General features: G+C 43.0%; 16 protein-coding genes. 10 read left to right on the top strand and 6 right to left on the bottom strand.

The window, feature by feature from the left end; translation table 11 throughout:
• Positions 1–85: 85 nt before the first annotated feature.
• From O3651_RS06655 to O3651_RS06670, 4 genes are all read right to left on the bottom strand, one after another.
• Positions 86–1450, bottom strand: a complete 1365-nt coding sequence (locus O3651_RS06655) for an MFS transporter (protein ID WP_371609968.1) — start codon at positions 1448–1450, stop codon at positions 86–88.
• Between the two features lie 194 nt (positions 1451–1644).
• A complete protein-coding gene (locus tag O3651_RS06660; RefSeq protein ID WP_371609969.1) occupies positions 1645–2460 on the bottom strand; it encodes a TIGR03943 family protein in 816 nt (271 codons plus the stop codon).
• Complete coding sequence (locus O3651_RS06665; RefSeq protein WP_149555788.1) at positions 2457–3362, bottom strand: permease; 906 nt, start codon at positions 3360–3362, stop codon at positions 2457–2459. Before O3651_RS06665 ends, O3651_RS06660 begins: the two co-directional genes overlap by 4 nt.
• On the bottom strand, positions 3359–3496 hold the full coding sequence (locus tag O3651_RS06670) for an SPJ_0845 family protein (protein ID WP_125388326.1): 138 nt from the start codon (positions 3494–3496) through the stop codon (positions 3359–3361). Before O3651_RS06670 ends, O3651_RS06665 begins: the two co-directional genes overlap by 4 nt.
• Positions 3497–3667: 171 nt before the next feature.
• On the opposite strand from O3651_RS06670, the gene O3651_RS06675 reads away from it, so the two are divergent.
• The 9 genes from O3651_RS06675 (at position 3668) to O3651_RS06715 (ending at position 10974) form a co-directional block, all read left to right on the top strand.
• Positions 3668–5800 carry a Tex family protein gene (locus O3651_RS06675; RefSeq protein WP_371609970.1) on the top strand — a complete coding sequence of 711 codons (2133 nt, stop codon included), beginning with the start codon at positions 3668–3670 and terminating at the stop codon, positions 5798–5800.
• Positions 5787–6236 carry a SprT family protein gene (locus O3651_RS06680; protein WP_268731442.1) on the top strand — a complete coding sequence of 150 codons (450 nt, stop codon included), beginning with the start codon at positions 5787–5789 and terminating at the stop codon, positions 6234–6236. The genes O3651_RS06675 and O3651_RS06680 overlap by 14 nt, the downstream gene beginning before the upstream one ends.
• A gap of 103 nt (positions 6237–6339) precedes the next feature.
• Positions 6340–6612: a PspC domain-containing protein gene (locus O3651_RS06685; RefSeq protein WP_037586216.1), complete on the top strand. Its 273-nt coding sequence runs from the start codon at positions 6340–6342 to the stop codon at positions 6610–6612.
• A gap of 141 nt (positions 6613–6753) precedes the next feature.
• On the top strand, positions 6754–7245 hold the full coding sequence (locus O3651_RS06690; RefSeq protein ID WP_371609971.1) for an NUDIX domain-containing protein: 492 nt from the start codon (positions 6754–6756) through the stop codon (positions 7243–7245).
• Between the two features lie 143 nt (positions 7246–7388).
• Positions 7389–8324 carry an HPr(Ser) kinase/phosphatase gene (gene hprK, locus O3651_RS06695; RefSeq protein ID WP_048792079.1) on the top strand — a complete coding sequence of 312 codons (936 nt, stop codon included), beginning with the start codon at positions 7389–7391 and terminating at the stop codon, positions 8322–8324.
• Positions 8317–9096: a prolipoprotein diacylglyceryl transferase gene (lgt, locus tag O3651_RS06700; RefSeq protein WP_371609972.1), complete on the top strand. Its 780-nt coding sequence runs from the start codon at positions 8317–8319 to the stop codon at positions 9094–9096. Before hprK ends, lgt begins: the two co-directional genes overlap by 8 nt.
• 12 nt (positions 9097–9108) lie before the next feature.
• Positions 9109–9504 (top strand): DUF948 domain-containing protein, encoded by a 396-nt coding sequence (locus tag O3651_RS06705; protein ID WP_371609973.1) that lies wholly within the window; start codon positions 9109–9111, stop codon positions 9502–9504.
• A gap of 15 nt (positions 9505–9519) precedes the next feature.
• Complete coding sequence (locus O3651_RS06710; protein ID WP_371609974.1) at positions 9520–9951, top strand: YtxH domain-containing protein; 432 nt, start codon at positions 9520–9522, stop codon at positions 9949–9951.
• Between the two features lie 180 nt (positions 9952–10131).
• Entirely contained in the window at positions 10132–10974 is an 843-nt protein-coding gene (locus O3651_RS06715) for a C39 family peptidase (RefSeq protein ID WP_371609975.1), read from the top strand.
• A 51-nt stretch (positions 10975–11025) separates the two neighbouring features.
• Here O3651_RS06715 and O3651_RS06720 read toward each other — a convergent pair whose 3' ends face one another.
• The gene (locus tag O3651_RS06720; RefSeq protein WP_125390356.1) at positions 11026–11313 is read right to left on the bottom strand and encodes a DUF3270 family protein; all 288 of its coding nucleotides are present in this window, start codon (positions 11311–11313) and stop codon (positions 11026–11028) included.
• A 129-nt stretch (positions 11314–11442) separates the two neighbouring features.
• On the opposite strand from O3651_RS06720, the gene O3651_RS06725 reads away from it, so the two are divergent.
• Positions 11443–12372, top strand: a complete 930-nt coding sequence (locus tag O3651_RS06725; protein ID WP_371609976.1) for a peptidase U32 family protein — start codon at positions 11443–11445, stop codon at positions 12370–12372.
• Positions 12373–12502: 130 nt separating this feature from the next.
• Here O3651_RS06725 and O3651_RS06730 read toward each other — a convergent pair whose 3' ends face one another.
• Positions 12503–13066: a TetR/AcrR family transcriptional regulator gene (locus tag O3651_RS06730; protein ID WP_371609977.1), complete on the bottom strand. Its 564-nt coding sequence runs from the start codon at positions 13064–13066 to the stop codon at positions 12503–12505.
• Positions 13067–13204: the final 138 nt, after the last annotated feature.

The following is a 13204-nucleotide window of genomic DNA, read 5'->3' on the forward strand; positions in this document are numbered from 1 at the left end:
TTTATCACAATTTTCAGAAAAATTGTATTTGAAAAATCTGGATTTGACCAAAGAAAATATCCCGAGGGGAAGTCGGGATAGAAAATTAGGCTTCTTTCTTCTGATGAATCGCTCGAAACAGGAAATAGTAGAAAATAAAGTTGCCTATTGCGAGAAGGAGCAGGAGGCTGAATACATTGTGGACGCCGCTTGTCGTGTCAGGTGCTTGATTAAGCAGGACAGCTGCAATTGCCGTTCCCAAGGCACCAGCAAAGGTTTGTGCTAGTTGAAAGAGGGCAGTTACATCCGCTGTCTTTTCTCTGCTGACTTGAGAAGCCGATAAAGCCATAGTATTGTTGAAGGCCATGTTGCGGCCCAGAGTAAAGAGGATATAAAATCCTAAGATTAAAGGCAGATTGAGCCAGCTTGTAAAGAAGCTAAAGACAATCATGACCAGAAAGACTAGGGAATTCCCGCCTAGCAGAGATAGTTTTGGGCCTTTGCTATCGTACAATTTTCCCAGAAAAGGCGACATAAAAGCCCCGATCATAGTTCCGGGAAGGAGGGAAAATCCAGCTTGGGCAGTAGAGACATTCTTGACCAGTACGAGAAAGTTGGGAATGAGAAAATTGCTGGAAAGGTTGGAGAATTGGAAGATTAAAAAGGGCAGAATTCCAAAGAAAATCGTTGGTTCTTTTAAGATACGGATGTCCAGAAATGGGTGTTGAACAGTCAGACTCCGCCAGATGAAAAAGGCAAAGGAAAGGAGGAAAATAACTAGATAGAGCCAATTGACACTATCGCCCCCTTCCAAACTGGAGATGGTCATCAGAGAAAAGGAAAGAGCTGTGGCGAGCGAGAGAAAGCCCAGTACATCAAAGGGACGCTTGCTCTTGCCTGCCGAATTTTCCAAATTAACATAAGCCAGTAAAAAAGAGAGAATGGGAACTGGCATGATAAAGCTGTAGATCATGTGCCAGTCGAAGGAGCCAATCATGAATCCTCCGTAGGTCGGACCGATGGCTGGTGCCAGACTGATAACTAGACCACTCAGTCCCATATAAAAGCCGATTTTCTGCCGAGGAATCCGCTCCACGATGAGATTAAACATAAGTGGAATGGCAATCCCAGTCGCTCCCCCCTGAAGGATCCGTCCCAGCATAAGGGAAGTAAAGTCTGGGGCAATCATAGCAATCAGATTACCAAGGGTAAAGATGGAAAGTGAGGTAAAGAGGATGCGTCGCTCCGTCCAATTGTGGGCTAGAGTTGCGCCTAAAGTTATGGTGATGGCGACGGCCAGCAGATAGCCAGTTGTAATCCATTGCAGCACTCCTAAGCTCAGACCAAATACTTTGCTGAGGTGGGGAAAGGTCACATTCATACTGGTCTCTGAAAGAATTCCAGCAAAGGTGACTAAGGCCACAGCCAGAATAGAAAGCAAATCTCGTTTCTTTACTTTTTCTTGATTCATAAAAACAACTCCTTTTCAAATGAGATAGTATTATTGTAGCATGATTTTCTAAGAGAGGAGAGAAAAAAATTAAAGAGCGAGCTTCATCAAGTCTCTTCTAATTTAGAAAAGTCGGTCAGAGCAACTGAGTAAAGGGTAGAGAATGGCATATAAAAGAAACACCTATAAAAATTGGCTTTCATAGGTGCTTGGATTTAAAAGACTCGATAAACGTAAGGATTGTCCGGTTTTTCTACCTTATCAAAGCTTTCAACTTCTAGAGTTGGCAGGCTTTGTCCCAGACTTTTATGGTAATGCATGGCAAGTTTTCCCTTGGCATGAATCCAGGTATTATTCTCGAAATGCTGGGTATTTCCAGTCGTCAAGAGGCCATAGACACCTGAGTCGGCGATACAATGGATAATGCCGAAGCGAAAGAGAAATTGACTCTTCTGGTCGCTAGAGTCGTTGTAGACAAAGCCGGTGAATTCCAGCGTTTTGCCTACAAACTCGTCGGGATAATCATAGATGACCTCCATGACCTCCATGTAGTTCTCAGTTGTGACCTGAATGGTATCTTGCTTGACATATTTCTTGGCGGCTGCCCGCATTTCTTTTTCGTAAGCCCCTTTGGTAAAGTAGGTGCTGGTGTCTGGTTTCAGGTATTGGCTGGTAGTGCCTTCGTCCTGCTGAATAGCAGTTGAAGTTCCCTCAGCCAGCGGGAAATGAAATCCTTTAGCCGAAACGGTGGTCGAATCCAAGGTGACAGTTGGAAAGAAAATTCCCACAAAAAGCGGAATGACAAGGAGCAGCACGCTGCCTAACTTAGCCCAGCGAGAGGTCAAATGACTATGAACCTCCATCTTCTTCATCCAGATGATCAGCTGCACGACTGCCAAGATAAAGGACAAAATCATAGACAAGTAGGCCAGATAGGAGTAATGAAGGTTGATATATTGATTAAGCTTGCCTGTCAGCTGCAGATACATGGTGATCTCAAAGTAGCCGACTAAGATTAGAAATCGAATCATAGCACTACCCCCACAAGCCAAGAGTAAAGAAAGACGACGACGGTAACTAGACTGATAAATTGCCAGATAAAGCGTGTCTTAAAGTAGTTTTTCATCATCAGCAGATTCTTGACATCTAGCATAGGCCCAATGACCAAGAAAGCTAAGACTGGCGATAAGCCGAAGCTAGCAATCAAAGAGCTTCCGATGAAAGCATCAGCTTCGCTGCAAAGTGAGAGCAGGAAGGATAGCAGCATGAGCAGGAGAATAGCAACAGCTGGTGTTGAGCTGATAGAGGTCAGGATTCTGGTTGGCACATAGACTTGTACTATGCTGGCGAAGAGACAGCCAAAGACCAGATAGCGGCCTGTATCGAAAAATTCGTCAATGGCCTGCACAAAGACCTGAAAAAGCTTTTGTCCCTTACTGAGATGTGAAAAGTCATGCTCATGCACAGCCTTGCGATTTTCTTTTTGAATATTGCTGTCTGCAAAGAAGCCCAGAAAGATCCCTAAAAGAATAGCCACGACCATAGAACCTAAGGCACGAAGCAGAGCCATTCGGAAGGAATTACCAAAGGCTGAGTAGGTCGCAAAGAGCACGATGGGGTTGATGACTGGAGCCGTTACCAGAAAAGGCACAGCCGTGTAACTGGGAACTTTCTTTTCCAGAAATCGATTTATAATAGGAACGATTCCGCACTCACAGGACGGAAAGACTATACCGATCAAGCTCCCAAAGAAAATCCGAGCCCATTTGTTCTTGGGCAGGAAGTGATAAACCCTGTCTGGCGTGACATACACCTCGATAAAGCCGGAAATAATACTTCCAATCAAAACAAAAGGCAAGGCTTCAATGATGATGGAGAGAAAGATGGCACCAGCCTGTAAGACGCTGGAAGGAAGGTTAGAAAAGAAACTCATGCTTTTTTAGCCTTTTCTTGCGCTTCTTTTTTCTTTTTGTCATCTGGAAATTCTACTTTTTCAAGCTTGGGCAGGGTCGCAAACTCCTCGAACATCTTGTCTAAATCATCTGTTTTGGTAAATTTCACAGCCATAGGGCCACCTCATTTCTAAAATAATAATTCTATTATACTACCAAACGAAAAAAAATGATATCTTCAGCCATGATGGATTAGAGACAGTGGACTCATCTTAACAAGAAAAAGATGGATTAAACTAGTCTTTATAGATTTTTCAGCTTCATATTATGATATAATAGAAGTGTTATGGAAAATTTAAATATTGAAAAAATTGCCCAGAAATTGGGTCTTAAAGAAAGCCAAGTATCACAGGTCCTAGATTTGACCGCTGAAGGAAATACGATTCCTTTTATTGCTCGTTACCGTAAGGAAATGACGGGAAATCTGGATGAGGTCGAGATTAAGGCAATCATTGACTTAGATAAGAGCATGACTGCCTTGGCTGAGCGTAAAGCGACTGTCTTAGCTAAGATTGAGGAGCAGGGCAAACTAACGGATGCGCTGCGCTCTGAGATTGAGGCTGCTGAAAAGCTGGCTGATGTGGAAGAACTGTATCTGCCTTACAAGGAGAAGCGCCGTACTAAGGCCACCATTGCGCGTGAAGCAGGCCTCTTTCCTTTGGCCCGCTTAATCTTACAGGATGCGGCTAATCTGAAGGAAGAAGCTGAGAAACTGACTAGTGAAGCCTTTCCGACAGCAGAAGCTGCTCTAGCTGGAGCTGTGGATATTCTGACTGAGGCGATTTCTGAAGACACTAAGCTACGGGCTTGGACCTACCACGAGATACAGACCAATTCTTCTATCGTATCCAGTCTCAAAGACGGCGACTTGGATGAAAAGCAGGTCTTCCAGATTTATTATGATTTTTCTGAAAAAGTAGCGACTATGCAAGGCTACCGTACCTTGGCTCTTAACCGTGGTGAGAAACTAGGTGTTCTCAAGGTTGGTTTTGAGCACAATTTGGAGAAAATCCTGCGCTTCTTTGAAGTACGCTTCAAGGTGAAAAACGCCTATATTATCGAAGCTATCCAGCAAGCAGTTAAAAAGAAAATCATTCCAGCTATGGAGCGTCGAATTCGGACCGAGCTGACTGAGACCGCTGAAGATGGAGCGATTCAGCTCTTCTCAGATAACCTCCGCCATCTCCTCCTAATTGCTCCTCTAAAAGGTCGCGTAGTACTGGGCTTTGATCCAGCCTTTCGGACAGGAGCCAAGCTAGCTGTTGTGGATGCGACAGGCAAGATGCTGACGACTCATGTCATCTATCCAGTTCCACCAGCAAAGCCAGCTCAGATTGAAGCTTCTAAGAAGGAGTTGTCAGAGCTGATTGAGCAGTTTGGAGTGGAAATCATTGCCATCGGAAACGGAACGGCCAGCCGAGAAAGCGAAGCCTTTGTAGCTGAAGTCTTGAAATCTCATCCAAATGTCAGCTATGTTATCGTCAATGAGAGCGGAGCATCTGTCTACTCAGCTAGTGAACTGGCTCGTCATGAGTTTCCAGATTTGACTGTTGAAAAGCGCTCAGCTATTTCCATTGCCCGCCGTCTGCAAGATCCTTTGGCTGAGCTGGTCAAGATTGATCCTAAGTCCATCGGAGTTGGTCAGTACCAGCATGATGTCAGCCAGAAAAAACTGTCTGAAAGTCTGGACTTTGTCGTTGATACCGTGGTCAACCAGGTCGGAGTTAATATCAACACCGCTAGTCCTGCTCTGCTGGCCCATGTAGCTGGTCTCAATAAGACTATTTCAGGAAATATTGTTAAGTACCGGGAAACAGAAGGCTTGATTCGGTCTCGCGAGGCCATCAAGAAAGTGCCGCGTCTGGGTGCGAAGGCTTTTGAACAGGCAGCCGGCTTCCTGCGAATTCCTGAAAGTGATAACTTGCTGGACAATACGGGCGTTCACCCAGAGTCTTATAAGGCTGTGGAGGAGCTCTTTAAGCGTCTGGAAATCAGCAGTTTGGATGAAGCAGCCCAAACTAAATTAAAAGCTATTCAGGTTGCTAGTTTGGTTGCAGCGCTAGGCTTGGGAGAAGAAACCCTCAAAGATATTATTGCGGATCTGCTCAAGCCTGGCCGGGATTTGCGTGATTCCTTTGACGCGCCAGTTCTGCGGCAGGATGTCTTAGATATCAAGGACCTACGCATCGGTCAAAAGCTGGAAGGAGTCGTCCGAAATGTCGTCGATTTCGGAGCCTTTGTGGATATCGGTATCCACGAAGATGGTCTCATCCATATTTCTAAGATCAGTAAGAATTTTGTTAAGCATCCAAGTCAAGTCCTGTCTGTTGGCGATTTAGTTACTGTTTGGGTGGATAAGCTAGATGTGGAGCGGGAGAAGGTCAACCTCTCTCTGATAGCGCCAAATGAACCTAACTAACTACGTTAAGCAGGTTTCGCTGGAAGATTTTGGCTGGGAATTCCACCATCAAGCTTATTGGAACAAGCAACTTCGTACGACTGGCGGACGCTTCTTTCCCAAAGACGGACATCTAGATTTCAATCCGAAAATTTATGAAACTTTTGGGCTTGAAACTTTTCGAAAAATTGTCCGTCATGAGCTAGTCCACTATCATCTCTATTATCAGGGCAAGGGCTACCGCCATGGGGATCGAGATTTTAAAGACCTCCTTAAGCAAGTTGACGGTCTGCGCTACGCTCCATCCTTGTCAAACTCGCAAACTTTTCTCATTTATGAATGCTTGAGCTGTGGAGCACTTATCCGTCGCAGACGCAGAGTCAATCTTCAAAAATATCGTTGCGGTCGTTGTAGAGGGAAATTGTCATTCCTAAAAGAGGAGATAAACGGAAGCTAAGCGAACCAAAAAACGAATAGATGCAGAATCAGCCTTGGGGCTGATTTTTTTGTTCTCTCGCTATGATAAAATGGAAGAAAGAATGAGAGTTGAGGTCATCATCATGAAAACTAAGTTTTATAAATTAAGAAGAAATCGAGTGATTTCAGGAGTTTTGTCGGGATTGGCTGATAAATTTAACTTTGATCTTGGCTTGTTACGCTTTTTATTCATCATCTTTACAGTTTCCAATTTTGGCTTAGGCATTTTGATTTATATTTTGCTGGCTGTCGTGATGCCTTATAAGGAAGACGTGGAAGCAGAAATGTATGGAACCGGCCCTCGTAAAATGAAAGATGCCGAGCCAATCAATGACAATGACGGTTGGTTTTGGTAAAATAACAAATATAAAATTCGAGAGTATTCCCGAATTTTTGCTAGATGTAGAAGAAACGAAAAGAGAGAATCTAGGGAAGTGTAGCTAGCTGAATATGGAAACTGCTACCGAAAGATGAATGACTTTATCCAAGGAGGAAATATGACAGAAGTTTGGAATGCCTATGACTTGAATCGAAATCTGCTCCCGCATCTCCTAGTTCGAGGAGAAAAGATTCCTGAAGGGCAGTTTCATCTCTGTGTCAATGTCTTGGTTCGCCATCAGGATGGTGATATTCTCTTTATGCGGCGGTCGGCAAATAAAAGTCTCTATCCTGGCTACTACGAGTTCGGAGCGGGAGGCAGTGTATTGGCAGGAGAGGATAGTCAGACAGCCGCTCTGCGGGAATTGAAAGAAGAGACAGGCCTGGTTCCCGACAGTATCAGACTGTTGGAGCAGGTGTGCTCTGTCGAAGACCAGTGCCACTTTGATTTCTATGAAGCGGCGGTGTCTGGGGACAAGAGCCAAGTTCGCTATCAGGTAGGCGAAACCAATGCCCATCTCTGGCTGCCTTTAAGAGAAATACCAGCCTTTATCGAGAGCCATCCTTGCTTTCAAAATCAAAAAAAAATTCTCAAAAAATGGATTGGCTAGTTATTTTGACTGGCCTTTTTGCTGGCTGGCAGATATTTTTACAAGTATCCAGGGAAAAATCCTGCTTAATTTCCAATCTTAAAAACTCTTTTAGTGTAAAAATTTGCTATAATAGAGAAAGATAAATTTGAAGGGAGCAGGGAATGTCTGTAAAGGTCAAAGATTTGATTGAAAAAGTCCGTTTACGCATCGTTTACGGCAGTGATGACCTCTTAGAAAAGGAGATTTCGACATCGGATATTTCGCGGCCGGGCCTTGAAATGACCGGCTATTTTGACTACTACACGCCAGAACGGATTCAGCTGATTGGGATGAAGGAGTGGTCTTATCTGATGAAGATGACATCCCACAACCGTCATCAAGTCCTTCTGAAAATGTTTCAACCAGAAACGCCAGTTGTCATTGTGGCGCGTGATCTGGAGATTCCTGAAGAAATGCGGCGAGCAGCCGAAGAAAAGCAAATCGCCATTCTTACCAGCCGCACATCAACCAGCCGTTTATCAGGGGAAATTTCTAGTTTTCTTGACTCACGTTTGGCGGTCAGAACCAGTGTCCATGGCGTATTGATGGACATCTACGGGATGGGAGTGCTGATTCAAGGAGACAGTGGTATTGGTAAAAGTGAAACTGGTCTTGAGTTAGTTAAGCGGGGCCATCGTTTAGTGGCGGATGACCGGGTCGATATCTTTGCCAAGGATGAAATGACTCTCTGGGGAGAGCCTGCTGAGATTCTTCGTCATCTCTTGGAAATTCGCGGTGTCGGCATTATCGATGTGATGAGCCTTTACGGAGCTAGTGCAGTTAAGGATTCTTCACAGGTACAGATTGCCGTCTATCTGGAAAATTATGATACCAATAAGACCTTTGACCGTCTGGGCAATAATGCAGAAGAACTGGAAGTTTCTGGTGTCAGAATTCCTCGGATCCGCATCCCAGTTAAGACAGGACGCAATATCTCTGTAGTGATTGAAGCCGCAGCTATGAACTATCGGGCTAAGGAAATGGGCTTTGATGCCACCAAGATTTTTGAAGAACGACTAACTAATCTGATTAGCCAGAATGAGGTGAAAGATGCTTGATCCAATAGCTTTTTCAGTCGGTCCCTTTAGTATTCGTTGGTATGCGATCTGCATTGTCACTGGCTTGATTTTAGCCGTCTACTTAGCTATGAAGGAAGCGCCACGTAAAAAGATGATTCCAGATGATATTCTTGATTTCATTCTGATTGCCTTTCCCTTGGCCATCCTTGGAGCGCGGCTTTACTATGTAATTTTTGAATGGTCTTATTATGGCAAGCACTCTCTGATTGAGATTTTTCAGATTTGGAATGGTGGTTTAGCCATATACGGCGGTTTGATCACTGGTGCCCTTGTCCTTTATTTCTTTTCTCAGAGAAGGCTGATCAATCCTGTTGATTTCTTGGATATTGCAGCACCTAGTGTCTTGATCGCTCAGAGCATCGGCCGTTGGGGCAATTTCTTTAACCAAGAAGCCTATGGAGCGGTGGTCAAAAATCTTAATTATCTGCCGTCCTTCATCCGTAACAATATGTACATAGATGGTGCTTATCGCCAGCCAACCTTTTTGTACGAATCCCTTTGGAATTTACTTGGCTTTGCCCTATTGCTAATCTTACGACGGCGGTCTAAATTCTTCCGTCAGGGAGAATTGGCCGCTTTTTACCTGATTTGGTACGGTTTTGGCCGGATGATTATCGAGGGTATGCGGACCGACAGTCTCATGTTCTTGGGTGTTCGTGTATCTCAGTGGCTGTCTGCAGCTCTGATTTTACTCGGCATCGGCATTATGATTTACCAAAGAAAAAAACAAGCCCCCTATTATCAAGAATGAGAGGAGAATATTATGCTTGAAATTGCTTATACTTTAGTTGCTGTCGCTTTGATTGTCTTTCTTATCTACATGACCCTCACTGTCAAAACTCTCGGTGATAAGGCTGCAAAAATGCTGGATGAGACCGAAAATACGATCAAAGTGTTGACTTCTGATGTCAATGTCACCCTGCATCAAACCAATGATTTGATTGCCAAAGTCAATGTGTTGACAGATGATATCAACCACAAAGTAGCAACGATTGATCCGCTTTTCAATGCGGTGGCAGACCTATCCGAATCAGTCTCTGATTTAAATGATCAGGCGCGTGTTTTAGGAAAAAAAGCAATCGCAGCAGGAAGCACGACAGCCAAAACAACAGCAGGTCTAACGGCCCTTCGTTTGTTTACAAAATTATTCAAAAAATAAGAAAGTAGGTTTACTATGGGAAAAATTTCATCACTTTTATTAGGTGCTGTGTCTGGTGCAGCTGCAGCGTACTTTCTAACTAGCAAAAAAGGTAAAGAAATCACTGAAAAAGTTCAAGACTTTGTTGTCGACTATCGTGAAGATCCAGATAAGACTCACGAAGCAGTTGTCCAATCAGTAAAGGACTTTTCAGATCAGGCTGTCAAGGCCATCAACCAAACCAAGGAAAAGGTTGAAAATGGCGAAATTACAGCAGAAACGGTATTGAAGTCTGTCAAGGATACGACCAAGTCAGTAGTAGACTATTCACAGGATAAATTCCAAGAAATCAAAGAAAAGTTTGAAAAAGAAGAGGAAATTCTTGAAGAAGAAATTTCTGATATCGTGGTGGAAGAAGGAGAAAAAGCCCCTTCAGAAGAAATCATCATTGATTTAGAAGATAAGTAAGTTCAAACTAGATATACAAGATGAGGCTGGGACAAAAGAGTCCAAGCCTCATTTTTTGTTCGAATTGGAGCTTTGTCGCAGTAGTATAGGAAGTAAAAATTACTACTATTTAGTTTTCCCTCAGCTAACTTGATTTTTGGCAAAGAAAGCGCTATCATATAAATAAAAGGGGGTGTTGGTATGAAAAATTTAAAAGTACTTGCCTTGCTTGGTTTAGGCTGCTGCTTACTAGCCTGTTCTCGGCAGAAAGCTTCAGAGTCCCCTCAGTCTGGAAGCTCTGACTCTTCTTCTAAGGCTTCGAGCACGAGTCAAGCCCGCTCGAAAACAGCTAGCAGTAGTCAATCTAGTGCTAATCAATCTAGCCCTAGCCAGAGTTCTGCTTCTGCGGAGTCGGCAAGCTCCAGTCAGACCAGTGAAAAGGTCAGAGAGGAGGAGACACAGCCTTCTAGCAAAGAAGCGCCTTCTCCAATCAGAAAACGCCTGGAAGTTCCAATGCAGATCCAGCAAGCTTGGAATACTTGCGCACCGACTTCTGTCAGTATGATTCTAGCTTACAGGGGCGTTCAGGCTAGTCAGGAAGAATTAGCACGAGCGATGGGCACTGATGAGACCTTCGGTACCCATAATGTCAATGCAATCCGTGTCTTAAATCAATATTTATTTGGTTATGCGGAAGTGCCAGCAGGTCAAGCGGGCTATCATCTTGCTACAGTGACTAGTAGCGCCTCGAATTCGGAAGATATGCGACTCTTTAAAGAGCGCCTGCGCAAGAATATTGATGATGGATATCCGCTCTACTATACGATTGATAATGCCTCCATCTACCCAGGTCACAAGGGTGAACACAATGTTGTGGGGACAGGCTATGAATTATCAGCAGATGGCAGTGATGTCCTTGCAGTTTATTACATTGATCCGTCCTACACCGTTCAGGATCCAGTCTATGGAGGACTGAAAAAGGTAACTCCGGAAGAATTATTGGCAGCTATGTGTGCTTGTCAGGAACCAAATTACGCTTGGTAAAGAAAAGAAAAACGAGATCTTTCGATCTCGTTTGATTTAATTCGTAGATAATCAATGTTTCTTTCTTCGAACAGTGCGATAGCCTTGAATAATCATAAGACTTAGGACAATAGCAAGTGTGAAAGATAGAAAGGTGCTCATTTTTGCAGACAAAAAAATAAAGCTAAAAAAGACTGTCAAAATACAGAATAAAGCGATATTTATAAAGAAAAATAGCTCACGTAATTGTGATGCTGATTCTGCTTGGGGCAGGTATTCTTGATAGGATATTTCCTTAGTTTGTTCTGTCGAATCATGCAGTGGCGCTGATTCAAACTGTTTAAAATCTCTTACAGCCATTGTCTCTCTCCTAGTAGTACCTTATCATTCTATCATGTTTCTATGATTAGATATATTACAAGATAGTTACAAAACGAATAAAATCGAATTAAGAAATCATAATTCCTATTTTTTTGGTATAATAATGATATGAAAAAGATAATTATTACAGCAACAGCTGAAAGTATAGAACAAGTTCAAGCCTTATTGGAAGCAGGAGTAGATCGTATTTATGTCGGTGAGGAAAGCTACGGTCTTCGTTTACCACATAACTTCACTTATGACGAATTAAATCGTATCTCACAAATAGTTCATCAGGCAGGAAAAGAAATGACCGTTGCCGTCAATGCTTTGATGCATCAGGACATGATGGACCAGATCAAGCCTTATTTGGATTTTCTTCAGGAGATTGAAGTGGACTATATCACTGTTGGGGATGCAGGTGTATTCTACGTCTTGCAGCGGGATGGTTATAAGTTGAAAACGATTTATGATGCTTCAACCATGGTTACTAGCAGCCGCCAGATTAATTTTTGGGGCAAGAATGCTGGGGTGTCAGAAGCTGTTTTGGCGCGGGAAATTCCATCGGCAGAACTCTTTAAAATGCCAGAAATTCTTGAGATTCCAGCAGAAGTCTTAGTTTATGGTGCGAGCGTTATCCACCACTCTAAACGTCCACTTTTGCAAAATTATTATAACTTTACACACATTGATGATGCGAAATCAAGAGAGAGGGATCTCTTTCTTGCGGAACCAAGCGATTCTCAGAGCCATTATTCGATCTTTGAGGACAAGCATGGGACTCACATTTTTGCCAATAATGATTTGGACTTGATGACCAAGTTGACAGAATTGGTTGACCACGGCTTTACGCATTGGAAGTTGGAAGGTCTCTATACTCCTGGCCATAATTTTGTTGAGATTGCTAAGCTCTTTGTTCAGGCTAGGGACTTGATTGAAAAAGGTGAATTTAGTCATGACCAAGCTTTCTTGTTAGATGAGCTGCTTCACAAATTGCATCCGAAGAATCGTTTCCTCGATACAGGATTTTATGATTACGATCCAGACATGGTGAAATAGGACAGGATTTTGCTGCCTTTATCTAAATGGGCATCACCAAAAAGCTATTTGCTCACCAGAAACGTTTTAAGAAAAGGCACAGATGAATCTGCGCCTTTTTGAGTTTTCATCTATAAAAATGGAGTGCTGGTCATGATTTCCAAGACTCATAATTGTAGGTAGCTAGGATCATTTGAGTAATTTCTTCGGGCTCCTCCTGAGCTCCGCCGGCTATCCAAAGAGAAATAATCCCCTCAACACTGGATAGGAAGATTTCCAGGGCGTATTTCTGAGGGATATGAAAGTTCTCCTCTAAAAAACGCTGGGTAGCAGCTTTTTGCTTATCGCTCAGAATGATACTGGTTATGAACTCTCGAATAGCCCCGCGAAAGTCAATATAATGGCTCTTGGTTAGGGCATTGATCAGACGTTCATTAGCACGCAGTATGTGAAATTTGGCTATCATGAACTGTTTGGAATATTCGCCTTCTTCTTCAAAAAGACTATAACTATAAAGTTGAGAAATGATGTCGCTTTTGAGGCTATCAATCATTTGATACTTATCTTGGTAGTGGAGGTAGAAGGTGCCGCGATTAATCCCTGCTCGTTTACAGAGCTTGCTGATGGAGATAGTATCAAACCTTTCCTCAGATAGTAGCTGAATCAAGGCTTCTTTGATGTCTTCCTTGGTACTAGTTTTTCGTTTCTGGGCCATTTTTTCTTCCTTTTTGCTTAAATCAACACTTTGTTGATTTCTGATTATTGCTTTTTGTCTAAGCTCATTATATAATATCTGTGATTTAGAATCAACATCTTGTCGATTTAAGGAGATGGGGTTTGAAAAGGAGAGAAG

It is taken from the genome of Streptococcus sp. 27098_8_73 (assembly GCF_041432495.1).
Taxonomy (GTDB): domain Bacteria; phylum Bacillota; class Bacilli; order Lactobacillales; family Streptococcaceae; genus Streptococcus.